The organism is Microbacterium lacus, assembly GCF_039531105.1.
GTDB lineage: Bacteria > Actinomycetota > Actinomycetes > Actinomycetales > Microbacteriaceae > Microbacterium > Microbacterium lacus.
In genome coordinates this window covers 1,828,293-1,852,079 of record NZ_BAAAPK010000001.1, presented here as the reverse complement: position 1 = coordinate 1,852,079, position 23,787 = coordinate 1,828,293, and the positions used below count along the sequence as shown (strand labels likewise).

The following is a 23,787-nucleotide window of genomic DNA, read 5'->3' as shown; positions in this document are numbered from 1 at the left end:
TCGCCGCGTAAACTGGAGGAATGTCCGGCCACTCCAAGTGGGCGACCACGAAGCACAAGAAGGCGATCATCGATTCGCGCCGTGCCAAGTCGTTCGCCAAGCTCATCAAGAACATCGAAGTCGCCGCCAAGATGGGCGGCGCAGACGTCTCGGGCAACCCGACGCTCTACGACGCCATCCAGAAGGCGAAGAAGACCTCGGTCCCGAATGACAACATCGACCGCGCGGTCAAGCGCGGTGCGGGCATCGGCGGCGAGGCCGTCGAGTACACGACGATCCTCTACGAAGGCTACGGACCCAACGGCGTGGCCCTCATGATCGAGTGCCTCACCGACAACAAGAACCGTGCGGCAGCCGAGGTTCGCACCGCACTCAGCCGGAACGGCGGCACGCTCGCCGACCCCGGGTCGGTTGCGTACAACTTCCACCGCAAAGGCGTGATCGTCGTCTCCGGCGAGGGCGCCGAGGAGGACGACGTGATGCTGGCGGCACTGGAGGCCGGCGCCGAGAACGTCGAAGAGCACGCCCAGGGATTCGAGGTCATCACGGAGGCCTCCGACCTGGTCACCGTGCGCCAGGCGCTGCAGGACGCGGGACTGGACTACGAGTCGGCCGATGTCGAGTTCGTCCCGTCCCTCAAGGTCGAGGTCGACGCCGAGACGGCCCGGAAGGTCTTCCGGCTGATCGACGCGCTCGAGGACAGCGACGACGTCCAGAACGTCTACAGCAACTTCGATCTGTCCGCCGAGGTTCAGGCCGAGCTCGAGAACGACGAGTAGGGCGCGCCGCGTCCGCTTGCCACCGCCCCGCGCATAGCGTGGGACGGTGGCAGCTCTTCGTGTGCTCGGCATCGACCCCGGCCTGACCCGGTGCGGGGTCGGCGTCGTCGACGTCGCAAGCGACCGGTCAGCGCGGCTCGTCCATGTGGGTGTCGTGCGCTCCGATCCGGGCGAACCCATCGAGCGCCGGCTCGCGACGATCGCAGCGGGCATCCGCGCGGTGATCGACGAGCATGCGCCGGCGGTCGTGGCCGTCGAGCGCGTGTTCTCGCAGCACAACCGCCAGTCGGTCATGGGCACCGCCCAGGCCAGCGGCATCGCGCTCCTGATCGCAGGCGAGCGCGGACTCGCCGCTGCGACCCACACGCCCACCGAGGTCAAGGCGGCGGTCACCGGCTACGGGGCGGCTGACAAGCGACAGGTCCAGCTCATGGTTGCCCGGATCCTGCGGCTGGACGAGATCCCGCAGCCCGCGGACGCCGCGGACGCCCTCGCCCTCGCGTTGTGTCATGCGTGGCGCGGCGGGGGGCAGGCGGCGACGACCGGCGCACAGCTCACGCCCGCGCAGAGGGCGTGGGCGGATGCCGAGCGGCTGGCGCGCCGCTGACTTCTGTGTGTCGGTCGAACAAAACTGCGAATGCGCGGCATAGGATGCCCGCATGATCTCTTCTCTGCGCGGGCGCGCGGCGCACGTGGACACGGACTCGATCGTCGTCGAGGTCGGGGGAGTGGGACTCAGCGTCGCGGTGACACCCCCCGTCGCCGCCGCGACGAACGTCGGCGACGACGTGCACCTGCACACGAACCTGATCGTGCGCGAGGACGCCCTGTCGCTCTTCGGCTTCGAGAGCCGTGAAGAGCTCGTCGTCTTCACGCAGCTGCTCGGCGTGACCGGCGTCGGCCCCAAGTCTGCGCTCGGTGTTCTCGCCGCTCTCAGCGTCACGCAGATCGCCGACGCCGTCGCGCAGGACGACGACGCGCCCTTCCGGCGCGTCTCGGGGATCGGACCCAAGACGGCGAAGCTCATCGTCGTGCAGCTCGCCGGCAAGATCATCGCCCCGCGCGCGTCCGGCGCCGCACGGGCGGCCGCGACACCGGACGTCGCCGCTTCGGTGACCCAGGCGCTCATGGGCCTCGGCTGGAACGAGCGTGCGGCCGCCGAGGCCGTGTCGGTCGTGATGGAGGACGCGACGGACGCCGAGCGCGACTCCGTGCCGTCTCTCCTGCGCCGAGCCCTGGCCGCACTCGGCCCCGCACGCAAGGAGCATGCCGGTGGCTGACGTCCTCGACGCGGACGAGCCTCTGGATGAGACCGAGCTCGCGATCGAAGGGGCACTGCGCCCGGCGTCGCTCGCTGAGTTCGTCGGTCAGCAGAAGGTCCGCGGCCAGCTTCAGCTCCTGCTCGATGCCGCGCGCATCCAGCAGCGGCCGGCCGACCACATCCTGCTCTCCGGGCCCCCGGGCCTCGGCAAGACGACGCTCGCGATGATCGTGGCCCACGAGAGCGGCCGGGCGCTGCGCCTGTCCAGCGGGCCCGCGATCCAGCACGCCGGCGACCTGGCTGCACTGCTGTCCAGCCTCACGCCGGGCGAAGTGCTCTTCATCGACGAAGTGCACCGCATGGCGCGCTCGGCGGAGGAGATGCTGTACCTCGCGATGGAGGACTTCCGCATCGACATCATGGTCGGCAAGGGCGCCGGTGCCACCAGCATCCCGCTGGATCTCTCGCCGTTCACGCTCGTCGGCGCGACGACGCGCTCGGGCCTGCTGCCGAACCCGCTCCGCGATCGGTTCGGCTTCACCGCGCACCTCGAGTACTACGAGCCGGAAGAGCTCGAGCGCGTCATCGAGCGCTCCGCCGCAATGCTCGGCGTCGACCTGCCTGCCGCATCGCGCGCCGAGATCGCCCGGCGCTCCCGCGGAACGCCGCGCATCGCGAATCGCCTGCTCCGGCGCGTTCGCGACTTCATCGTCGTCCGCGGGGGAGGGGGCGATACGACCACCGTCGACGCGGCTCTCGATCTGTACGACGTGGACGGAATCGGCCTGGACCGTCTGGACCGCGCTGTCCTCGACGCCCTCGTGCGCAGATTCCGCGGTGGCCCGGTGGGGCTGAGCACCCTGGCGGTCGCGGTCGGCGAAGAGGCGGAGACGATCGAATCCGTCGTCGAGCCCTATCTGGTGCGCATCGGATTCGTCGGCCGGACACCGCGGGGACGCATCGCGATGCCGCCCGCCTTCGCGCACCTGGGCGTATCCCACCTCGATTCGGCGCTCAGATTCGATGATCTATAATCGCTGGAGGCTCTCGCCTCACCATCTCCTGCAAGGCAGTGCCGCCGCGGCGCACGCCTGATTCGAAAGGCTCTCGCCTCCATGGAATTCCTCTCCAATTACGGCCTGATCATCCTGCTGGTCGTCCTGCTCGGCTTCATGTTCTGGAGCTCGCGTCGACGCATGCAGAAGCAGAAGCTCGAGCAGGAGCAGAAGGCTCGCCAGACCGTCCCGGGCGCGGAGGTGCTCCTGCAGGGTGGCCTCTACGGCACGATCGTCGCGTTCGACCCCGAGAACCTCGACCAGCCCGCACTCGTCGAGATCGCGCCCGGCGTCGAGATCAAGGTCCACAGCCAGGCGATCCTCCGCGTCGTCGATCCCGCCGAGGGCACGGTCACCGAGGACGAGTTCATCGAGGCCGAGGTCAATGAGGCCGGCTACATCGACGGCGTGGCCAGCGGAGCGATCAGCTCCATCAGCGACGACCACGCCCGCGCCGCGGAGGCGGGCAAGACCGCTGAGCCCGACGCCGACACGGACTCCAAGCCCAAGGCCTGACCGCTCGCCCTCCCGGGCTCCCAGAAAGCTGACCCCTCGTGGCGACATCCACTCCTGTCCGGCATGCCTGGCGTGCGCTGACCGGCCTCCTGATCATCACCGCGGTGCTCTTCGGAATCAACGCGCTCGGCGTATACGTCTTCAAGGCGAGTTCGTGGACGCCTGAGCTCGCGTTGGATCTCCAGGGCGGCACGCAGATCGTCCTCCAGGCCGAGACGGCCGACGGCGTGACACCGTCGGACGAGCAGATGGACCAGGCCGTCACGATCATCCGGCAACGTGTGGACGCCTCGGGCGTCGGCGAGGCCGACGTCGCACGTCAGGGCGCCGACCAGATCGTCGTCCAGATCCCCGGTCAGGCGGACGAGGAGACCCGGAACCGCATCGAGGCCTCCGCTCAGCTCCAGCTGCGTGCGGTGCTGGTGGCCGGCGCCCCGGCCACGACGTTCGTCGGCGATGACGGCAAGGAGACGCCGTATCCGACGCCGGATCCGTCCCTGCCGAGCACGCCGACCGCGGAGCCGACGAACGGGAGCGACATCTCCTGGGTGACCCCGGCGCTGCAGGCCGAGTACCTCGCGTACGACTGCGCGAACCCGAGCAACGACCCGGCCAGTGCGCCGAAGGATCAGCCGCTCATCACGTGCGAGACGGACGGTTCGGTCAAGTACATCCTCGGACCGGTCGAACTCGACGGCACGTCGATCAGCGACGCGACGTTCGGGCTCGAACAGACCAGCGGCCAGTGGGCGGTCAACCTCAAGTTCGACGACGCCGGGACGAAGACCTTCGGCGAGATCAGCCAGCGCCTGTACGGCGCGAACCCCCCGCTGAACCAGTTCGCCTTCGTCCTCGACGGCACGGTGCTCTCCGCCCCGTCGATGAACGCCGTGATCCTCGGGGGCAACCCGAGCATCACGGGAAGCTTCACGCAGGACACCGCGAAAGTGCTCGCCGACCAGCTGAAGTACGGCGCTCTGCCGCTCAGCTTCACCGTCGAGAGCTCGGCGTCCATCTCCGCCACGCTGGGATCGCAGCAGCTGCAGGTCGGTCTGATCGCCGGCCTCGTGGGCCTCCTCCTGGTCGCGATCTACTCGCTCATCGTCTACCGCGCGCTCGGCTTCGTGATCATCGCCTCGCTCGCGGTCATGGCGGTCCTCACCTACATCACGCTGTGCATCCTGGCGTGGCGCATGGGCTTCCGCCTGTCGCTCGCCGGCGTCGCGGGCCTGATCGTGACGATCGGCTTCACGGCCGACTCGTTCATCGTCTACTTCGAGCGCATCCGCGACGAACTGCGCGACGGCAAGTCGATCACCGGCGCCGTCGAGGACGGCTGGGGCCGCGCGAAGCGCACGATCTACATCTCGAAGTCGATCAACATCCTCGCCGCGGTGGTCCTCTACATCCTCGCGGACGCCACCGTGAAGGGCTTCGCGTTCACGCTGGGGCTCACGACGGCGATCGACGTCCTGATCTTCATCCTGTTCACCCACCCGGTGATGCAGCTGCTGGCCCGCACGAAGTTCTTCGGATCCGGTCACCCTCTTTCGGGCATGGACCCCACCGCCCTCGGTGCGGTCTACCGTGGGCGCGCGCAGTTCCGCGCGCCGGTGGCTGCGGCGCCCAAGACGCAGGCCGAGAAGCGCGCCTCACGCTCGCGCGGCGAAGCCGAGCGCCGCCAGACGATCGCGGAGCGCAAGCAGGCCGAGCTCGCCGCCGCCGGCGAGAGCGGCAGACCGACCAAGAACGACACGGGGGGACAATCCTGATGCGCTCCATGAGCCAGCTCGGAAACGACCTCTACACGGGCAAGACTTCATTCCCGTTCGTCGGTCGTCGTCGTCTGTGGTTCCTGATCGCGGCGATCCTCGTGATCGGCGCGGCCCTGGTGCCGCTGTTCCGCCCCATCCAGTTCTCGATCGAGTTCACCGGCGGCTCCCAGTTCACCGTGAACGGTGTCACGACCACCGACCAGCAGGTGGCGACGGATGCCGTGCAGTCGGTCGTGCCGGACGCCACGACCAAAGTCGTGACGGTGGGCGACGACGGGATCCGGGTCCAGACCGATCAGCTCACCGACGCCCAGACGCGCGACGTGAGCGCCGCGCTCGCGGACGCGTACCAGGTCGATCCGGCCGAGGTGAGCGCATCGTTCATCGGGCCCAGCTGGGGGCAGGACGTCACCCGGCAGTCGCTGTGGGGCCTCGCGATCTTCCTCGCGCTGACCTTCCTGATCCTCGCGCTGTACTTCCGCACCTGGAAGATGTCGGTGTCGGCGATCATCGGCCTGCTGGATGTGCTCATCATCACCGTCGGCGTGTACTCCCTCTTCGGCTTCGAGATCTCGCCCGCCGCGGTGATCGGCTTCCTGACGATCCTCTCGTACGCCCTGTACGACACGACCGTCGTGTTCGACAAGATCAGGGAGAATACGAGCGAGGACGGCGAAGTGTCCGGGCGCACCTTCGGCGAGTCGGTGAACCTGGCCGTCAATCAGACCCTGATCCGCTCGATCAACACGACCGTCGTCGCAGTTCTGCCCACCGGTGCGATCCTGATCGTCGGTGTGGTGTGGCTGGGTGCGCAGACGCTCACCGATCTGTCCCTCTCGATCTTCGTCGGCACGATCGTCGCGGCCTACTCGACGCTCTTCGTCGCAGCACCCCTGTACTCGCTGCTGCGCGAGGGCGAGGAACGCTTCAAGGAGCGGGACGCGCGCATCCTCGCCGCCCGCGAGCTCGCCGGAACGCCCGCCTGATCGACCGGCGGATGGCCGCGCCGCACGGGCATAGGATTGACACCTCGCGGAGGGGAGGGATCGGATGACCGAGACCGTTCCCGCCGCCCAGTCCTCGTCGCTGCGCCGCCTCGTCCCGCGGATCTTCTCGCGTTCCGCGCGCCGCGACGATGTCGAGCAGCTTCTGCGCACCGTCCGAACGCATCACCCCAAGGGCGACCTGTCCATCATCGAACGGGCGTACGCGGTCGCCGATGAGGCCCACACGGGCCAGACGCGTCAGAGCGGCGAGCCGTACATCACCCATCCGCTCGCCGTCGCGCAGATCCTCGCCGACCTCGGACTCGGTCCGAAGGCGATCGCCGCCGCACTTCTGCACGACACGGTGGAAGACACGGAGTACTCGCTCGATGCGCTGAGCGCCGAGTTCGGCGACGAAGTCGCGATGCTCGTGGACGGCGTGACGAAGCTCGACAAGGTCAAGTACGGCGAGAGCGCGCAGGCCGAAACCGTCCGCAAGATGATCGTGGCGATGTCACGCGACATCCGCGTGCTCCTGATCAAGCTCGCCGACCGGCTGCACAACGCCCGCACGTGGGGGTTCGTCCCGCCCGAGAAGGCGCGGAAGAAGGCGACCGAGACCCTCGAGATCTACGCGCCGCTCGCTCATCGACTCGGCATCCAGACGGTGAAGTCCGAGCTCGAGGATCTGTCCTTCGCCGTACTGCACCCGAAGCTGTACGCCGAGATCGAGAGCCTCGTCAAACAGCGCACTCCGCAGCGCGAGCAGTACGTGCACAACGTGATCGACGCGGTCGACAGCGACCTGCGCGATCTGCGGATCCGCGGGCGGGTGATGGGGCGGCCCAAGCAGCTGTACTCGGTGTACCAGAAGATGGTGGTGCGCGGTCGCGAGTTCGACGACATCTACGATCTGATCGGCATCCGCATCCTCGTCGGCAGCGTGCGCGACTGCTACGCGGTCCTCGGGGCGATCCACGCGCGCTGGACGCCACTGCCGGGCCGGTTCAAGGACTACATCGCGACGCCGAAGTTCAACCTGTACCAGTCGCTGCACACGACGGTGATCGGTCCGGGCGGGCGCACGGTCGAGATCCAGATCCGTACGAACGAGATGCATCAGCAGGCCGAGTACGGCGTTGCCGCGCATTGGAAGTACAAGGAGCGGATGACCGGCGGCAAGGCGGATGCGAAATCCGTCGATGCGGACATGGCCTGGCTCGCGCACATTTCGGACTGGCAGGCCGAGACCGCTGACCCCGGGGAGTTCCTGGACTCGCTGCGCTTCGAGATCGGAGCCAAAGAGGTCTACGTCTTCACCCCGAAGGGCCGCGTGATCGGTTTGCCCACCGGCGCCAGCCCGGTCGATTTCGCCTACGCCGTGCACACCGAGGTGGGCCACCGGACGATGGGCGCGAAGGTCAACGGCCGCCTCGTGCCGCTGGAGTCCGAACTTCAGAGCGGCGACGTCGTCGAAGTCTTCACTTCGAAGAATCCGGATGCCGGCCCCAGTCAGGACTGGCTCGGATTCGTCAAGAGCACGAGGGCCCGAAGCAAGATCCGCGGCTGGTTCACGAAGGAGCGCCGCGAAGAGGCGATCGAGCAGGGCAAGGAATCGATCGCGCGCGCGATGCGCCGGCAGAACCTGCCGCTGCAGCGGCTGATGAATCAGGACTCGTTCTCCGAGGTGGCCCGGTCCTTGAACTACGAGGACGTCACGGCACTGTATGCCGCCGTCGGCGAAGGGCACGTGTCGACCCAGTCGGTCATCGAGAAGGTCACGGCGGCCGTCACCGCGGATGACACGTCGACCGGGCCGATCGACATCCCGCACGTCGGGCGTTCCCGTCAGCCGCGCGGCGGCGATTCCGGGATCCTCGTGCGCGGTGCTCCGGACATCCTCGTGAAGCTCGCGAAGTGCTGCACTCCGGTCCCGGGCGACGACGTCGTCGGGTTCGTCACACGCGGCAGCGGCGTATCGGTGCACCGCGCAGACTGCACGAACGTCAAGTCCCTCATGGACGACGCCGAACGCCTGATCGAGGTGGAGTGGGCACCGACGACGAAGAGCATCTTCCTCGTGCAGATCCAGATCGAGGCGCTCGACCGCTCCGGCCTCCTGAGCGATGTCACCCGTGTGCTCAGCGAGCACCACGTCAACATCCTCTCGGCGACCGTGTCCACCACGAACGACCGTCTCGCGCTCAGCCGGTTCGTGTTCGAGATGGGCGACATCGTGCACCTCGAGCGGGTGCTGAACGCGGTGCGCCGCATCGACGCGGTCTACGACGTGTACCGGGTCACGTCCTCCTGAGCACTTCGCCACCAACGGCCGCCCAGCCCTCCAGGAGCGCGATCGCGGCCTTCTTGTTCGGCAGCGAGCGGCGCTCCCGCAAGTGCGCCCGGGCGGGCTCGATCAGATCCGGGTGCGCCCGCACGAGCATGCGGGCGGCCCGCACGTTCTCGTCGTCACCGGTGCGCACGAGATCGGCGAGCGTGCGCACCGGGTGGGTCACCCATACGCCGCCGAGGAGCCACAGGTCGTCCGGTTCGACGCACAAGTCGCGGTAGACCAGACGTCGGCCGAACGTGCGGTGCAGCCGCCGCGGCACGGCACGCTGCACCGTGTGGCGGGCGGGCGGATCGTGAAGACCGCCGTGCACCCACGCTGCGCTGAGGTGCGTCGCGGCGAGCACGTCACCCAGCAGGGCGGCGAGCGAGCCCGCCCGGAGCGCCGGGGTCTCGACGGCATCGGCGGGGATGAAGGCGTCGCCGAGATCCACCGTGTGGCCGTCCAGCCGCGCGGCCGTCAACTCGGCGAGCGAGAGGGCATCGCCCGGGAAGTACAGGAACGGGGAGGCCATGACAGCAACTGTGCCCGAGCGCGTCGCCCGGGACCGGCGTTCCCGGCGCCCTGTGGACAAACCGAGCGAGTGAGGTCAGCCGCCCAGCGCGCTCAGCCAGTTCTTGCGTGCCTCCAGCGCCTCGGTGGCCTTCGCGATCGCCCGCTTGTCGCCGCTCGCCGTCGCGGCCGCGAGCTCGGACTCGAGCTTCTCGATCGCCTCGGTGAGCTGACGCGTCATGTCGTTCGCGCGCGCCTTGGTCTCGGGGTTGTTGCGCTTCCAGTCCGTCTCCTCGCGCGTGCGGAGAGAGGTCTCGATGCGACGCAGATCGTCGTCGAGGACCCGCTCCTTGTCGCGCGGGAAGATCCGCCCGATCTCATCCCACTGACGCTGGATCGCCGTCAGCGCGGCACGGGCCTTCGCAAGATCCGGCTCATCGGCGATCGTGCGGGCCTCCACGAGGAGCGCGCGTTTGGCATCGATCTTCTCGCGGGACGCTTCGGCGTCGGCCGCCTCACGCTCTCCGCGAGCGCCGTAGAGCGCGTCACCGGCGGCCTTGAAGCGCGCCCAGAGGGCGTCATCGGCCTTCTTGCCGGCGCGGCCGGCGGTCTTCCACTGGTCCAGGAGCTCGCGGTAGGCCCCGATGCCGTCCTCGCCCTTCGGAGCGAGAGCCTCGGCCTTCTCGACGAGCCGCGCCTTCTGATCGCGCACCGTCTTGTGCGCCTCGTCGAGCTCGGCGTAGAACTCACGGCGATGCTTGTCGACGATCGCGCGGGCGTCGCGGAATCGCTTCCACAGCTGCTGCCCGGTGGACTTCGGCAGTCGGGGACCGGACTGCTGCTGCGCCTGCCACTGATCGAACAGCGACGCGAGCTCCGCGGAGGCCTGCTTCCACTGCACGGTCTTGGGGTCGCGCGCGGCGAGGGCCTCGGCCCTCTCCACCAGGACGACGCGTGCCGCGACGGCGTCGTCGACGGCCTGGCGGGATGCCGCAGCCTCCGTGGCGGACGCCGCGGTGAGCTCCTCGGTCAACGCACGGACGCGGGCATCGAGTGCAGCGAGGTTTCCGACCGCAGCCGCGCCGTCGATCTTGGCGTGCAGCGCGTCGGCGGTGGCGCGCAGGTCGGAGGCGGGGGCGCCGCCGCTGCGGTGACGCACCTCCAGGAGGGACACCTCGCCCGCGAGATCGGTGAACTTCCGCTGGTAGTAGGCGAGCGCCTCTTCGGGCGTCCCATCCGGGTACTCCCCGACGACGCGCCAGCCTTCGGCCTCGCGCACCGAGACGACGCCGTGCTCGTCCACGCGACCCCACGGCTCCTGGTCCGAGGGCACGGCTTCGGTCGCGCCCGCGGGCGCCGCCGGGGCGGATGCCGCTCGCGGGGCCCGGGGAACGGGACGCGCGGGACCGGGCCGGGGAGTGGGCCGGACCGTCTCGCCGGCGTCGGCGGTCGGAGCGGATCCGGTCGGGTTCTCGGGAGTGGACTCTGCTGCAGCAGTCACGGAATGCACCTCATCGCGGCTCGCGCCGCCTGGGGGAGTATGGATGGCTCCTCAGCCTAGTACGGGCCGCCCCCGGCGCCGCGGGCTCCGCGCGCTCCGACACCGATCCGTGACGGACATCGGGTCGCCGGAGCTCCGGGTCACTCCGTGACGGTCGGCGAGGGGTCCGGGGACGCGGTGTCGCTGGGCACCGGCGTGCTCGAGGGGCTGGTGGACGGTGTCGCAGTGGGCGCGGGGGACGGGGCGCCGGGTCCGGCGGTGTAGTACAGGGTCTGACCGATGAGGATCGCGACGATCAGTGCCCCTCCGGCGATGCCCGCGATCAGATCGTCGCGGCGGCGCCGCCGCGCCAGCGAATCGTGGAAGCTCTGCCGAGCCTGATACACCCGCGCCCGCTCGCGCTCGGCTCGCGTGTCGCGCTGCTTGCCACCCGTGGCCACGGGACCTCCTTCATACCCCGGGCTTCCCGGGCGGGATGATCCTACGGTCCGCCGGGGTGGCCGCCAAACGCGCGCGTCCGACGCGGACGTTAGCCTTGAGCGGTGTCCTCCGCCGCGCTCTTCCAGGGCCAGACCCCCCTCGCCGTGCGGATGCGCCCGACATCGCTGGACGAGGTCGCGGGTCAGTCCCATCTGCTCAAGCCCGGTTCACCCCTCGTGCAGCTCGCGCGCGCCGACGTCTCGACCGGCGCCGCGAGCTCGGTGATCCTCTGGGGACCGCCCGGCACGGGCAAGACGACCCTCGCGCAAGCGATCGCCCGCTCGTCCGGGCGCCGCTTCGTCGAGCTCTCCGCGGTCACGGCGGGCGTCAAGGACGTGCGGGAGGTCATGCAGGAGGCCCTCACGCAGCGCGATCTCTACGGGCAATCCACCATCCTCTTCCTCGACGAGATCCACCGTTTCACCAAGGCCCAGCAGGACGCGCTGCTTCCGGGTGTGGAGAACGGCTGGGTCGTGCTGATCGCCGCCACGACCGAGAACCCCTCGTTCTCGGTGATCTCGCCCCTGCTGTCCCGCTCGCTGCTGCTCACGCTCCAGCCGCTCACGGACGACGATCTCGCAATGCTGCTGGACCGCGCGGTCGCCGATCCGCGCGGTCTCTCGGCTCGGGTGAGCGTCGCGCCCGAGGCGCGGGACGCCCTGGTGCGCCTGGCCTCCGGCGATGCGCGTCGCGCACTGACGGCGCTCGAGGCCGCCGCGGCGCTCGCGGAGCCCGATGACGCGTCGGACGAGAAGCCGACCGTCACCGCCGACCACGTCGCAAGTGCCGTCGATCGGGCCCTGCTGCGCTACGACCGCCAGGGCGACGAGCACTACGACGTGATCAGCGCCTTCATCAAGTCGATCCGCGGCTCCGACGTCGACGCGGCCATGCACTACCTGGCCCGCATGATCGAGGCGGGGGAGGATGCGCGCTTCATCGCCCGGCGGCTGGTGATCTCGGCATCCGAAGACATCGGCCTCGCCGATCCGCAGGCGCTGTTGATCGCGGTCGCCGCCGCCGACGCCGTCGCCTTCATCGGGATGCCGGAAGGCCGCATCCCGCTCGCAGAGGCGACCGCGTACCTGGCCACGACGGCGAAGTCCAACGCCGCCTACCTCGCGATCGACAAGGCGATCGCCGACGTGCGGGCGGGCGGCTTCGGTCGTGTCCCACCCCACCTGCGTGACGCCCACTATCCGGGAGCGAAGCGGCTCGGACACGGCAAGGGGTACCGCTACCCCCACGACTCCGACGTCGGCGTCGTGGCTCAGCAGTACCTGCCCGACGATCTGAGCGGGCGCCGCTACTACGAGCCGACCGCCCACGGTCAAGAGCGCGATGTACAGGCGCGGCTCGAGAAGATCCGGCGCATCATCGGCGGCTGATCCCGATCTGGTAAGCTTGACCGGCTCGAAACGTCGTTTTCGGGTATCTCCTCCTCACATCACACCTTCGCTGCGCCCCGACGTGCGCACCGAGCAGGGTGGGGCGGGGATACGTCCATGAGTCCGCGAAAGACGCGGCCATGTCGTTTTGGAAGGACACATCCGTGCCCACGAAGTCCCAGGACCGCCGCAAGGTCCGCCTCTCCCGCGCGCTCGGCATCCCGCTGACGCCCAAGGCCGCCAAGTACCTCGAGAAGCGTCCGTACGCTCCGGGTGAGCACGGCCGCACCAAGCGCAAGCAGGACAGCGACTACGCCGTCCGCCTCCGCGAGAAGCAGCGTCTGCGCGAGCAGTACGGCATCCGCGAGAAGCAGATGCGCAACACGTTCAACGAAGCCCGCCGCACCCAGGGCCTGACGGGTGAGAACCTCGTCGAGCTCCTCGAGATGCGTCTGGACGCACTCGTCCTGCGCGCCGGCTTCGCCCGCACCACCGCGCAGGCACGCCAGCTGGTCGTGCACCGCCACATCCTGGTCGACGGTCAGACGGTCGACCGCCCCTCCTTCCGCGTGAAGCCGGGTCAGCTCATCCACGTCAAGACCAAGAGCCAGGGCACCGAGCCCTTCCAGGTCGCGGCTGCCGGCGGTCACGCCGACGTGCTTCCCCCGGTTCCGGGCTACCTCGAGGTCGACCTCTCGACCCTTCAGGCGCGGCTCGTCCGTCGCCCGAAGCGCGCAGAGGTCCCCGTGACGGGTGACGTGCAGCTCGTCGTCGAGTACTACGCCGCCCGATAAGGACGACGCATACGACAGCAGAGGGCGCCGGGGTCACCCGGCGCCCTCTGCTGTTCTCGCTTACGATGGGGGTTGCCGCGCCCCGCGGCGAAGGAAGTGGTGTCATGAGAAACCTGCTGTGGTTCCTGTTGGGTGTGATCGGCGGCTTCGTGGCGGCCCACCTCATGAACAAGGATCCCCGCGGGCACGAGGTGCTGGCCGAAGTCGACGCTCGCATCACCGAGTTCACCGATCGCATCGGCGACGCCTACCGTGAGCAGGAAGCGCGCATCGGCGGTCTCGTCGACGCCGCCGCGAACACCGCCGGCGATGCCGCGGACGCCGCCGCCACCAAGCTCACCGACTGACACCCCACCCATCAGGCGGTGTCCACGACGGACGCCGCCCTTTTTCGAGGACTCCCCATGCAGACCGCAGAGCTGGCCGATCGATTCCTGCGCTACTTCGAGAAGCGCGACCACACCATCGTCCCCTCCGCCTCGCTGGTCACGGACGATCCCGCGCTGCTGTTCACGGTCGCGGGCATGGTGCCGTTCATCCCGTACCTGAGCGGCGACGTGCCGGCGCCGTACGCCCGCGCGGCCGATGTGCAGAAGTGCATCCGCACGAACGACATCGAAGAGGTCGGCAAGACGCCGCGCCACGGCACGTTCTTCCAGATGCTCGGCAACTGGTCGTTCGGCGACTATTTCAAAGAGGGCGCGATCACGTACGCGTGGGAGCTGCTGACCACGTCCGAAGCCGACGGCGGTCTCGGGTTCGACCCCAAGGACCTCTGGGTCACCGTCTACAAGGACGACGACGAGGCGTTCGACCTGTGGCGACGGATCGCCGGCCTTCCCGAGGAGCGCATCCAGCGCCTGGACAAGGACACGAACTACTGGAGCACCGGTCTGCCGGGGCCCGCCGGCCCGTGCTCGGAGATCTTCTTCGACCAGGGTCCCGCGTACGGCGTCGACGGGGGACCGGCGACGGATGACGACCGGTACGTCGAGATCTGGAACCTCGTCTTCATGCAGTACGCGATCGACGACGTCACCTCGAAGTACGACTTCCGCATCGTGGGCGAGCTGCCCCAGAAGAACATCGACACCGGCATGGGCCTGGAGCGCATCGCGTTCATCAAGCAGGGCGTGCAGAACATGTACGAGACCGACCAGGTGCGCCCGGTCCTGGATCTCGCCGCGCAGTTGAGCGGTCGTCGCTACGGGGCCGACCACACCGACGACGTGCGCATGCGCATCATCGCCGACCACGTCCGCTCGTCCCTCATGCTGCTCTCCGACGGCGTGACTCCGTCGAACGAAGGACGCGGGTACATCCTCCGCCGGCTCATGCGGCGCGGCATCCGCTCGATGCGCCTGCTCGGCGTGGACGGCCCCACGTTCCCCGAGCTGTTCGCCGCCTCGCGCGACGCGATGAAAGCCGTCTACCCGGAACTGGAGACCGAGTACGGACGCCTGTCGGCGTACGCGTTCGCCGAGGAGGAGACGTTCCTGCGCACCCTCGCGGCCGGGACGACCACGCTCGACCTCTCGGTCGCGCAGACGAAGAAGAGCGGCGGCACCACGATCGCCGGCTCTGAGGCCTTCCTGCTGCACGACACGTACGGCTTCCCGATCGACCTGACTCTCGAGATCGCCGAAGAGGCCGGGCTCTCCGTCGACCGCGCCGCATTCGACGCGCTCATGCTCGAGCAGCGCACCCGCGCGAAGGCCGACGCGCGCTCCCGCAAGCGGGCGCTCGCCGACACGAGCGTGTACCGCGAGTACCGCGCCCAGGGCGAGACGGTGTTCACCGGCTACACCGAACTCGAAACGGAGTCGCGCGTGCTCGGCATCCTCGTCGACGGCGTGTCGGTCGACCGCGCCACCACGGGCCAGATCGCCGAGGTGATCCTCGCCGACACCGCCCTGTACGCGGAGTCCGGCGGTCAGGTCGCCGACAAGGGCGCGATCGTCGGCCCCGGGTACGAGCTCGAGGTCCTCGATGTGCAGAAGCCCGTGCCGGGCCTGATCAGCCACACGGTCGAGGTCTCGGTGGGCGAAGTGGGTGTCGGGCAGCCGGCGACCTCCGTCGTGGATGCCGTCAACCGGCGCGCCGCGCGGCAGGCGCACTCGGCGACGCACCTCGTGCACGCCGCGCTGCGGGACACGCTCGGCAAGAGCGCGACCCAGGCCGGGTCGCTGAACCGCGCGGGCTACATGCGCCTGGACTTCACGTGGGGGCAGGCGCTCTCACCCGAGACGCGCACCGAGATCGAGGAGATCGCCAACACCGCCGTGCGCGACAACCTCGAGGTCACCACGCGTGTCCTGTCGCTCGACGAGGCGAAGTCGCTCGGCGCGATGGCGCTCTTCGGCGAGAAGTACGGCGACACCGTGCGCATGGTCGACATCGGCGGCCCGTGGTCGCGCGAGCTCTGCGCGGGAACCCACGTGTCCTCGAGCGCCGAGATCGGTCTCGTGAACCTCGTCGGCGAGTCCTCCGTCGGCGCGTCCAACCGTCGTGTCGAAGCCCTCGTCGGCCAGGATGCGTTCCGTGAGCTGGCCGCCGAGCGCGCGATCGTGTCGCAGCTCACGTCGAGCCTGAAGACCCCGCGCGATCAGCTGCCCACGCGCATCGCCGAGCTCGCGGCGAGCCTGAAGGCCGCGGAGAAGAAGATCGCCGCGTTCGAAGCGCGCGCCCTGGCCGATCGTGTCCCGGCTCTCGCCGCGAACGCCGCGACCGTGGGCCGGTATCGCGTGGTCGCCGAATCGATCGGATCCGCGGGGTCGGCCGACGACGTGCGCGCCCTGGCGCTCGGCATCCGCGACCGCCTCGGCACGGACGCGGCCGTGGTCGCCGTCGGTGCCGATGTCGGCGGTCGGGCCGTCGTGATCGTCGCGACGAACGACGCCGCGCGTTCGGCCGGTGCGCGCGCCGGTGCGCTCGCCAAGATCGCCGCCGCCACGCTCGGCGGCGGCGGAGGCGGACGGGACGATGTCGCCCAGGGCGGCGGCACCGACGCGGCGGCGCTGCCGACGGCGCTCGGCGCCGTGAAGGCCGCGCTCGAGGACGCGTGAGCGGGTTCCGCCGCGGCGTCCGACTCGGGATCGACGTCGGCAAGGCGCGCGTCGGGGTCGCCCGTTGCGATCCCGACGGGCTTCTGGCCACTCCGGTCGAAACCGTCCCGCGCACGGATGCCTCCTTGGCGCGGATCCTCGACCTCGCGGGGGAGCATGACGCGATGGAGCTGCTCGTCGGGCTGCCGCTGAACATGCGCGGGGAGGACACCGCCTCCACGACGGACGCCCGCGACTTCGCGCGCGCGCTCGCGGCGGCATCCGATCGGCCCGTCCGGCTCGTGGACGAGCGACTCAGCACGGTCTCCGCGCATGCGGTTCTGCGGGAATCGGGCAGATCACAGCGTTCTTCTCGTAGCATTGTTGACCAGGTCGCGGCCGTCGTCCTGCTGCAGCAGGCTCTCGATGTCGAGAAGAGCACGGGGCGACCTGCCGGATCACCCGTCCCCCCGGCCGAGGAGCCCGTCTGACATGCCCGATGCCCCCTCGCCGTTCGACGACCCGTTCGCCGACCTGTTCGGCAAGCTGCCGAACCCCCGCGCACGCCGATCCGCCGGAGCGGATGCCGAGCGCGGCGCGTCGGAACAGGTGACGACGCAGAACGCGACCGGGTCTTCCGCTCCGCTCTCGCGGCGCGAGGCACGGGCGGCGGCGACGCGGCAGGAGGCGCCGGCATCACACGCGCCGTCTGAACACGCGGCTCCCGCGGCAGCGCCCCCCGCCACCTCGGCGCCCCTCCGCGCGACGGCGCCGGCGGAGGAGGCGCGTCCCTCACGGTCGGTCGCGACCGCGACGCTCGAGGACCTCTTCACCGGCGAGCACACGACGGACAGCCTCGGCGACGTCCCGCCGCCCAAGAACAAGCGCCGGCGCCGCATCGGCGGCTGGATCGCGCTGGGTGTCGTCCTGCTGCTGATCAGCGGCATCGCGGGTACGGGCTTCTACGTCTGGACCACCTACGAGGACAAGATCCGCGAAGTGATGGGCTGGGAGGAGCCGAAGGACTATGCGGACGGCCTGGCCAACGGCGAGGCATTCGTCACGATCGCCTCGGGGGACACCGGCTCGCCGATCTCGGAGAGCCTGTTCGAGGCGGGTGTGACCAAGACACCGGATGCGTTCTACGCGTACTTGATCGACACCGGGCAGAACCCTCCGTTCGTCCCCGGGGTGTTCAAGCTCCAGAAGCAGATGACCTCCGAGGCCGCTCTCGCGGCGCTGCTGGACCCCGCCAACAAGATGGAGAACAGCGCCCAGCTGCGTGAGGGGCTCACGGTCGAGCAGTCCCTGCCGCTGCTGGCTGAGGGGACCGGCATCCCGCTGGAAGAGCTGCAGGCCGCCGTGGCCGACCCGACCGTGTACGGCGTCGCCGCCGATCCGGCGATCGTGGCGGCGGGCGGACAGCCTCTCGAGGGCTGGCTCTTCCCGGCGACCTACACGTTCGACCCCGGTGTCACCGCGACCGACGTGATCGCCACGCTCGTGAACCGCACGATCGCGTCGCTCGACAGCGCCGGGGTGCCGGCGGAGGACCGGGAGCGCATCCTCACGATCGCCTCGATCATCCAGCGCGAAGCACGGGCGGGAACGGACTTCTACAAAGTCTCGCGGGTGATCGAGAACCGTCTGAACCCGAGCAACCAGGAGACGTTCGGCCTGCTGCAGATGGACTCCACCGCGCAGTACGGCTTCAACGAGGCGGACGGCACCGTCAGCACCTCCGCGGAGGCGCAGTACGACGACAACCCGTGGAACACCTACGTCATCCAGGGTCTCCCGGTGGGTCCGATCGCAAACCCGGGCGACGTCGCGATCGATGCCGCGATGCATCCGGCTGACGGCGACTGGCTCTACTTCGTCACGGTGAACCTCAACACCGGAGAGACGGTGTTCACGAACAACCTCGCCGACCACAACCGGGCGACCCAGCAGTGGATCCAGTGGTGCGCGGCCAATCCCGACGCGGGATGCTGAACGCCGAGCCCCGACGCCTCGAAGTATGGGGGGATCCGGTCGCGCACAGCCGCTCGCCGCAACTGCACGCGGCCGCCTACCGCGTGCTCGGGCTCGACTGGACCTATGGACGCCGGCAGGTCACCGAGGAGCGATTCGCCCGTGAACTGGGCGGACTCTCGCCGGAGTTCCGCGGTCTGTCGCTGACGATGCCGCTCAAGGGTGCGGCCTTCGCTGCCGCGCGGACCCGCGATCGACGCGCCGACCTCACGGGCGCCGTCAACACGCTCCTGCTCGAGCCCGGCGGACCGGTCGGATTCAACACCGACGTCGGGGGCCTCGTGCGGGCGCTCCGGGAAGAGCGGTGGGACGCCGCCGGAGCCGCGCGCATCATCGGCGCGGGTGCCACGGCGACCTCCGCGCTCGTCGCGCTCGCCGAGCTCGGCGTCGACCGCGTCGAGGTCGTCGCCCGCCGACCCGAGGCGGTCGACCCGCTCATCGTGCTCGGCGACGAACTGGGGCTCCCGGTGTCCTCGGCAGCGTTCATCGCCGCCCGGTCACCGGTCGACCTCACGATCGCCACACTCCCCGGTGATGCCGCCGTATCGTCCGACGCCGCCGACGCCCTCGCGGCGGGTGGCGGACCGCTCATGGACGTCGTCTACGGACACTGGCCGACGCCCCTGTCCGAGGCATGGGAGCGCGCCGGCGCCCCGGCCCGGTCGGGACTCGGGATGCTGCTGCACCAGGCCCTGCTGCAGGTGCGGGTTTTCGTGCTCGGCGATCCGGACCGGGAGCTCGCCGACGAAGCCGCCGTGCTCGCCGAAATGCGCCTGGCGGTCATGGGAGACTAGAGCAATGCTCCGCGTGCTCACTGCCGGCGAATCCCACGGTCCCGAACTCATCGCCATCATGGAGGGTCTGCCCTCCGGGGTCCCGGTTTCGCGCGCAGCGATCCAGGCCGATCTCGCCCGCCGCAAGCTCGGATACGGACGCGGCTCCCGCATGAAGTTCGAAGAGGACGAGTTGACGATCTCGTCCGGCGTCGTGCACGGCACGAGCCTGGGCAGCCCCATCGCCGTGCGCATCGGCAACACCGAATGGCCCAAGTGGGTCGAGGTGATGAGCGCGGAGCCCGTCGAGCTCACTGAACGCTCCCGCGGCCGCGGCGCCGCCCTGACCCGCCCGCGCCCGGGGCACGCGGACCTCGTGGGCATGCAGAAGTACGACTTCGACGAGGCGCGCCCGATCCTCGAACGCGCGAGCGCGCGTGAGACGGCGGCCCGCGTCGCCCTCGGGGCGATCGCACGCGGCTTCCTCGCCGAGCTCGGCATCCGTCTGGTCAGCCACACCCTCTCGATCGGCCCCGTCCGCGTCCCGGACGACTCGGCGCTGCCCACGCCCGACGACGTGGACGCACTGGATGCCGACCCGTTGCGTTGCTTCGACGCGGACACGTCGGCACGCATGGTCGAGGAGGTGGATGCCGCGCGCAAGGACGGCGACACCCTGGGCGGCATCGTCGAAGTCCTCGCCTACGGCCTGCCCCCGGGCCTCGGTTCGCACGTGCACTGGGACCGACGCCTGGACTCCAAGCTCGCGCAGGCGATCATGAGCATCCAGGCGATCAAGGGCGTCGAGGTCGGCGACGGTTTCGAGACGACCCGCCGCCGTGGTTCGGCCGCGCACGACGAGCTCTTCGTGACCGACGACGGCATCGCGCGCTCGACCGACCGTGCGGGCGGCACCGAGGGCGGCATGTCCACCGGAACCGTGCTGCGCGTGCGCGCCGGGATGAAGCCCATCGCGACCGTGCCGCATGCGCTGCGCACGATCGACGTCGCGACGGGCGAGACCGCGTCGGCCCACCACCAGCGTTCGGACGTGTGCGCGGTGCCCGCCGCGGGAGTCGTCGCGGAGGCGATGGTCGCGATCGTGCTGACCGATGTCGTCCTGGAGAAGTTCGGCGGCGACAGCGTGGGAGAGACCCGCCGCAACCTCGAGGCCTACCTCGCGGCGATCCCCGAGACGCTGCGGACCGCGTCCGCGAGCGATGCGGAGCTGCTCGAACACGATGTCCGCCGGTAGGACGCCCGGTGCCGCTCCCGGCGGTGCCGTCGTCCTGATCGGACCGATGGGTGCGGGCAAGACGAGCATCGGCAAGCGCGTCGCGCGGGCGCTCGGTCGTGGGTTCGTCGATACGGACAAGGCGATCGTGCGCGAGCACGGGCCGATCCCGGAGCTGTTCGAACGCGACGGTGAAGCGCGCTTCCGCGAGCTCGAGCGCGTCGCCGTGTCCGAGGCACTGCGGGACGGCGGGGTCGTCGCGCTCGGCGGCGGAGCCGTCCTGGACCCCGCGACACGAGCCGACCTCGCCGCGCACCGTGTGATCCTGCTGACCGTCTCGCCGCAGATCGTGGCGGGGCGGATCCACGGCGGAGACCGGCCGCTGCTGACGGACGCCGACCCGGTCGCCCGCTGGAAGCGGATCTACGCGCAGCGCCGAGATCTGTACGAGCAGTGCGCCGACGTCGCCTTCGACACCTCCACCGGACCGCTGTCGGCGGTCGTGGACGAGGTCGTGGACTGGGTGCGGCGTTCCGAGACGCCCGAAGCACAGGAGCAGACATGAACGACACGACCACCATCTCCGTGCCGGGCGAGAGCGGGTACGACATCTCGGTCGGGCACGGCATCCTCGATCTCGTCGCGGACGCGCTCGCACCGAGCGTGCGAAAAGTGCTCGTCGTGCATCCGCCGACACTCGGCGCGGCGGCGGCGACGCTGCGCGAGCGACTCATGGCCGACAGCACCCGTGAAGTGCTTCTCGCGGAGATCCCGGACGCCGAAGCGGGCAAGCGGGTCGAGGTCGCCGCGTTCTGCTGGCAGGTGATGGGTCAGTCCGACTTCACCCGCACTGATGCCGTGGTCGGCTTCGGCGGGGGAGCGGTCACCGATCTCGCCGGCTTCGTCGCCGCGACCTGGCTCCGCGGGGTGCAGGTCGTGCAGGTCCCGACGACCGTGCTCGCGATGGTGGACGCGGCGGTGGGCGGCAAGACCGGGATCAACACCGCCGAGGGCAAGAATCTCGTCGGCGCATTCTGGGCCCCGCGCGCGGTCATCTGCGACCTCGACCTGCTGATGACCCTGTCGCCGAACGAGACGGTCGCCGGCTTCGCCGAGGTGGTCAAGGCGGGCTTCATCTGGCACCCGGAGATCCTCGACCTCATCGAGGCGGATCACGAGGCGGCGGTCGACCCCTCCACCGCGTCCTTCCGCCGGTGCGTGGAGCTCGCGATCTCGATGAAGGCCCGTGTCGTGGGAGAGGACTTCCGCGAGGCGGGCTTGCGGGAGGTCCTGAACTACGGGCACACCCTCGGTCACGCGATCGAGCACGCCGAGCGGTACCGCTGGCGCCACGGCGCGGCGATCTCGGTCGGCATGATGTACGCCGCCGAGCTGTCGCGCCTCGCGGGGCGCTTGCCGGATGCCGCCGCGCAGCGTCACCGCGACATCCTCGAGCTGCTCGGTCTGCCGACCACGTACCGCTCGGGCGCCTGGCCCCAGCTGCTGGCCAGCATGCAGCGGGACAAGAAGAGCCGCGGCGGGATGCTGCGCTTCATCGTTCTGGACGACATCGCGAAGCCCACTGTGCTGCAGGCGCCCGATGAGTCGCTGCTGTTCGCTGCCTACCAGGAGGTCGCGGGCTGATCGCACCGCGCGCAGGATGACGGAGATGTGCACGATGACGGAGGTCTCCCGGGCCCGGCATCCGCAATCCTGCACATCTCCGCAACACCGCTCGGCGGCCAGGCCTAGGGTGGAGGCGTGACCGCTCCTCGCCGCCTCCTGCTCGTCAACGGCCCGAATCTCAACCTGCTGGGCACGCGCGAACCGGGCATCTACGGAGCGCAGACGCTCGTGGACGTCGAGGCGCTCGTCGCGGAGACCGCGCGCAAACACGGCTTCGACGTCGACGCGGTGCAGAGCAATCACGAGGGCGTGCTGCTGGACGCGATCCACGCGGCGCGCGAGGAGTGCGCCGGAATCGTGATCAACCCGGGCGGACTGACCCACACGTCCGTCGTGCTGCGCGATGCCCTCGCTGCCGTCGACCTCCCCGTCGCCGAAGTGCACATCAGCAACGTCCTCGAGCGCGAGCCGTTCCGCCACCACTCGTACGTCGCCGACGTCGCCGTGGTGCACGTCGTGGGCGAGGGTGTCGCCGGATACGCGACGGCCGTCGACCGGCTCATCGAGGTCATCACCGGCCGCGCCGACGGCTGAGTCCGCGGTCGGCGCCATCGCTCTTCCCGGCGGCGGTGCGCGGCATCCCGTAGAATCGAACGTCGGGCCGCATCGCGGCCACAGGATTCCCTCACGAAACGGACTCTCTCAGCCATGGCATCCACCGCAGACATCCGCAACGGCGTCGTCCTCTCCATCGACGGCCAGCTGTGGAACGTCATCGAGTTCCAGCACGTCAAGCCGGGCAAGGGCGGGGCGTTCGTGCGCACGAAGCTCAAGAACGTCGTCTCGGGCAAGACCGTGGACCGCACCTACAACGCGGGCGCGAAGATCGAGATCGAGAACGTCGACCGGCGCGACTTCACCTACCTGTACAACGACGGCGAGGGCTTCGTCTTCATGGACGTCGCCGACTACGACCAGCTCACGGTGCCCGCCACGGTCGTGGGCGACGCCGCGAACTTCCTCCTGGAGAACCAGCAGGTGCAGATCGCGCTGAACAACGGCAACCCGCTGTACGTCGAGCTGCCGGCGTCCGTCGTGCTCGAGATCACGTACACGGAGCCGGGCCTGCAGGGCGACCGCTCCTCGGCGGGCACGAAGCCCGCGACGGTCGAGACGGGCTACGAGATCCAGGTGCCGCTGTTCCTGGAGACCGGCACGAAGGTCAAGGTCGACACCCGCACGGGTGACTACCTCGGCCGCGTCAACTGAGGTGAGCGCGCGCACCAAGGCGCGCAAGCGCGCCCTCGACATCCTCTTCCAGTCCGACATCCGCGGCGATGCCCTGGGCGTCACACTCGCCGCCGAGGCCAAGCGCGCCGCGAGCGAGCCCTCCCGCGAGGCCTCGTGGCTGTACGCGCGCGAGATCGTCGACGGCGTGATCGACAACCAGGACGAGATCGACGAGCAGATCACGACGTTCGCGAAGGACTGGTCGCTCGCGCGCATGCCCGCCGTCGACCGTGCGCTGCTGCGCATGGCCGTGTGGGAGATCCTCTACAACGACGAGGTGCCCACCGCGGTCGTGATCGATGAGGCGGTCGAGCTCGCGAAGGAGTTCTCCACCGACGACTCCGGCGCGTTCGTGCACGGCGTGCTCGCCCGCATCGCGCGCTCGTCCTGAGCCGGGCGGACGGACGTC

General features: G+C 69.7%; 24 protein-coding genes. 21 read left to right on the top strand and 3 right to left on the bottom strand.

Annotation, left to right across the window (positions count from 1 at the left end; translation table 11 throughout):
• The first annotated feature begins 20 nt into the window (after positions 1-20).
• The 8 genes from ABD197_RS08745 (at position 21) to ABD197_RS08710 (ending at position 8,686) form a co-directional block, all read left to right on the top strand.
• Positions 21-779 carry a YebC/PmpR family DNA-binding transcriptional regulator gene (locus ABD197_RS08745; RefSeq protein ID WP_344053608.1) on the top strand — a complete coding sequence of 253 codons (759 nt, stop codon included), beginning with the start codon at positions 21-23 and terminating at the stop codon, positions 777-779.
• 46 nt (positions 780-825) lie between these two features.
• Complete coding sequence (gene ruvC / locus ABD197_RS08740; RefSeq protein WP_344053606.1) at positions 826-1,386, top strand: crossover junction endodeoxyribonuclease RuvC; 561 nt, start codon at positions 826-828, stop codon at positions 1,384-1,386.
• Between the two features lie 52 nt (positions 1,387-1,438).
• Positions 1,439-2,059, top strand: coding sequence for a Holliday junction branch migration protein RuvA (ruvA, locus tag ABD197_RS08735; protein ID WP_344053604.1), 621 nt, complete (start codon positions 1,439-1,441; stop codon positions 2,057-2,059).
• Positions 2,052-3,074, top strand: a complete 1,023-nt coding sequence (ruvB, locus tag ABD197_RS08730) for a Holliday junction branch migration DNA helicase RuvB (protein ID WP_344053602.1) — start codon at positions 2,052-2,054, stop codon at positions 3,072-3,074. Before ruvA ends, ruvB begins: the two co-directional genes overlap by 8 nt.
• Before the next feature lie 81 nt (positions 3,075-3,155).
• Positions 3,156-3,611 carry a preprotein translocase subunit YajC gene (locus ABD197_RS08725; protein ID WP_344053600.1) on the top strand — a complete coding sequence of 152 codons (456 nt, stop codon included), beginning with the start codon at positions 3,156-3,158 and terminating at the stop codon, positions 3,609-3,611.
• A gap of 38 nt (positions 3,612-3,649) precedes the next feature.
• Positions 3,650-5,383 (top strand): protein translocase subunit SecD, encoded by a 1,734-nt coding sequence (gene secD, locus ABD197_RS08720; protein ID WP_344053598.1) that lies wholly within the window; start codon positions 3,650-3,652, stop codon positions 5,381-5,383.
• Positions 5,383-6,372 carry a protein translocase subunit SecF gene (secF, locus tag ABD197_RS08715; protein WP_344053596.1) on the top strand — a complete coding sequence of 330 codons (990 nt, stop codon included), beginning with the start codon at positions 5,383-5,385 and terminating at the stop codon, positions 6,370-6,372. The genes secD and secF overlap by 1 nt, the downstream gene beginning before the upstream one ends.
• Before the next feature lie 64 nt (positions 6,373-6,436).
• Entirely contained in the window at positions 6,437-8,686 is a 2,250-nt protein-coding gene (locus tag ABD197_RS08710) for a RelA/SpoT family protein (RefSeq protein WP_344053594.1), read from the top strand.
• Here ABD197_RS08710 and ABD197_RS08705 read toward each other — a convergent pair.
• From ABD197_RS08705 to ABD197_RS08695, 3 genes are all read right to left on the bottom strand, one after another.
• Positions 8,673-9,236: a hypothetical protein gene (locus ABD197_RS08705; protein ID WP_344053592.1), complete on the bottom strand. Its 564-nt coding sequence runs from the start codon at positions 9,234-9,236 to the stop codon at positions 8,673-8,675. The two genes, ABD197_RS08710 and ABD197_RS08705, sit on opposite strands and share 14 nt — an antisense overlap.
• 75 nt (positions 9,237-9,311) lie before the next feature.
• Positions 9,312-10,715 (bottom strand): DUF349 domain-containing protein, encoded by a 1,404-nt coding sequence (locus tag ABD197_RS08700; RefSeq protein ID WP_425561007.1) that lies wholly within the window; start codon positions 10,713-10,715, stop codon positions 9,312-9,314.
• A gap of 140 nt (positions 10,716-10,855) precedes the next feature.
• Entirely contained in the window at positions 10,856-11,155 is a 300-nt protein-coding gene (locus tag ABD197_RS08695) for a dioxygenase (protein ID WP_344053590.1), read from the bottom strand.
• Positions 11,156-11,305: 150 nt separating this feature from the next.
• On the opposite strand from ABD197_RS08695, the gene ABD197_RS08690 reads away from it, so the two are divergent.
• The 13 genes from ABD197_RS08690 to nusB all read left to right on the top strand — a co-directional run bounded on the left by ABD197_RS08690 (position 11,306) and on the right by nusB (position 23,769).
• Positions 11,306-12,583, top strand: coding sequence for a replication-associated recombination protein A (locus ABD197_RS08690; protein WP_344055826.1), 1,278 nt, complete (start codon positions 11,306-11,308; stop codon positions 12,581-12,583).
• Positions 12,584-12,747: 164 nt separating this feature from the next.
• Entirely contained in the window at positions 12,748-13,377 is a 630-nt protein-coding gene (rpsD, locus tag ABD197_RS08685) for a 30S ribosomal protein S4 (RefSeq protein ID WP_344053588.1), read from the top strand.
• Positions 13,378-13,481: 104 nt separating this feature from the next.
• Positions 13,482-13,724, top strand: coding sequence for an ATPase (locus tag ABD197_RS08680; protein WP_344053586.1), 243 nt, complete (start codon positions 13,482-13,484; stop codon positions 13,722-13,724).
• Between the two features lie 57 nt (positions 13,725-13,781).
• Complete coding sequence (gene alaS, locus ABD197_RS08675) at positions 13,782-16,442, top strand: alanine--tRNA ligase (RefSeq protein ID WP_344053584.1); 2,661 nt, start codon at positions 13,782-13,784, stop codon at positions 16,440-16,442.
• Positions 16,439-16,912, top strand: coding sequence for a Holliday junction resolvase RuvX (gene ruvX, locus ABD197_RS08670; RefSeq protein ID WP_344053582.1), 474 nt, complete (start codon positions 16,439-16,441; stop codon positions 16,910-16,912). Before alaS ends, ruvX begins: the two co-directional genes overlap by 4 nt.
• A 1-nt stretch (position 16,913) precedes the next feature.
• Positions 16,914-18,416: an endolytic transglycosylase MltG gene (gene mltG / locus ABD197_RS08665; RefSeq protein WP_344053580.1), complete on the top strand. Its 1,503-nt coding sequence runs from the start codon at positions 16,914-16,916 to the stop codon at positions 18,414-18,416.
• Positions 18,410-19,249 (top strand): shikimate dehydrogenase family protein, encoded by an 840-nt coding sequence (locus tag ABD197_RS08660; RefSeq protein ID WP_344055825.1) that lies wholly within the window; start codon positions 18,410-18,412, stop codon positions 19,247-19,249. Before mltG ends, ABD197_RS08660 begins: the two co-directional genes overlap by 7 nt.
• A 4-nt stretch (positions 19,250-19,253) precedes the next feature.
• On the top strand, positions 19,254-20,483 hold the full coding sequence (aroC, locus tag ABD197_RS08655) for a chorismate synthase (RefSeq protein ID WP_344053578.1): 1,230 nt from the start codon (positions 19,254-19,256) through the stop codon (positions 20,481-20,483).
• Entirely contained in the window at positions 20,470-21,027 is a 558-nt protein-coding gene (locus ABD197_RS08650; RefSeq protein ID WP_344053576.1) for a shikimate kinase, read from the top strand. The genes aroC and ABD197_RS08650 overlap by 14 nt, the downstream gene beginning before the upstream one ends.
• A complete protein-coding gene (aroB, locus tag ABD197_RS08645; RefSeq protein WP_344053575.1) occupies positions 21,024-22,106 on the top strand; it encodes a 3-dehydroquinate synthase in 1,083 nt (360 codons plus the stop codon). Before ABD197_RS08650 ends, aroB begins: the two co-directional genes overlap by 4 nt.
• 117 nt (positions 22,107-22,223) lie before the next feature.
• Complete coding sequence (gene aroQ, locus ABD197_RS08640; protein ID WP_344053574.1) at positions 22,224-22,682, top strand: type II 3-dehydroquinate dehydratase; 459 nt, start codon at positions 22,224-22,226, stop codon at positions 22,680-22,682.
• Positions 22,683-22,796: 114 nt separating this feature from the next.
• Entirely contained in the window at positions 22,797-23,357 is a 561-nt protein-coding gene (gene efp / locus ABD197_RS08635; RefSeq protein ID WP_344053572.1) for an elongation factor P, read from the top strand.
• Between the two features lies 1 nt (position 23,358).
• Positions 23,359-23,769 carry a transcription antitermination factor NusB gene (gene nusB / locus ABD197_RS08630; RefSeq protein ID WP_344053570.1) on the top strand — a complete coding sequence of 137 codons (411 nt, stop codon included), beginning with the start codon at positions 23,359-23,361 and terminating at the stop codon, positions 23,767-23,769.
• The last annotated feature ends 18 nt before the right edge of the window (positions 23,770-23,787 follow it).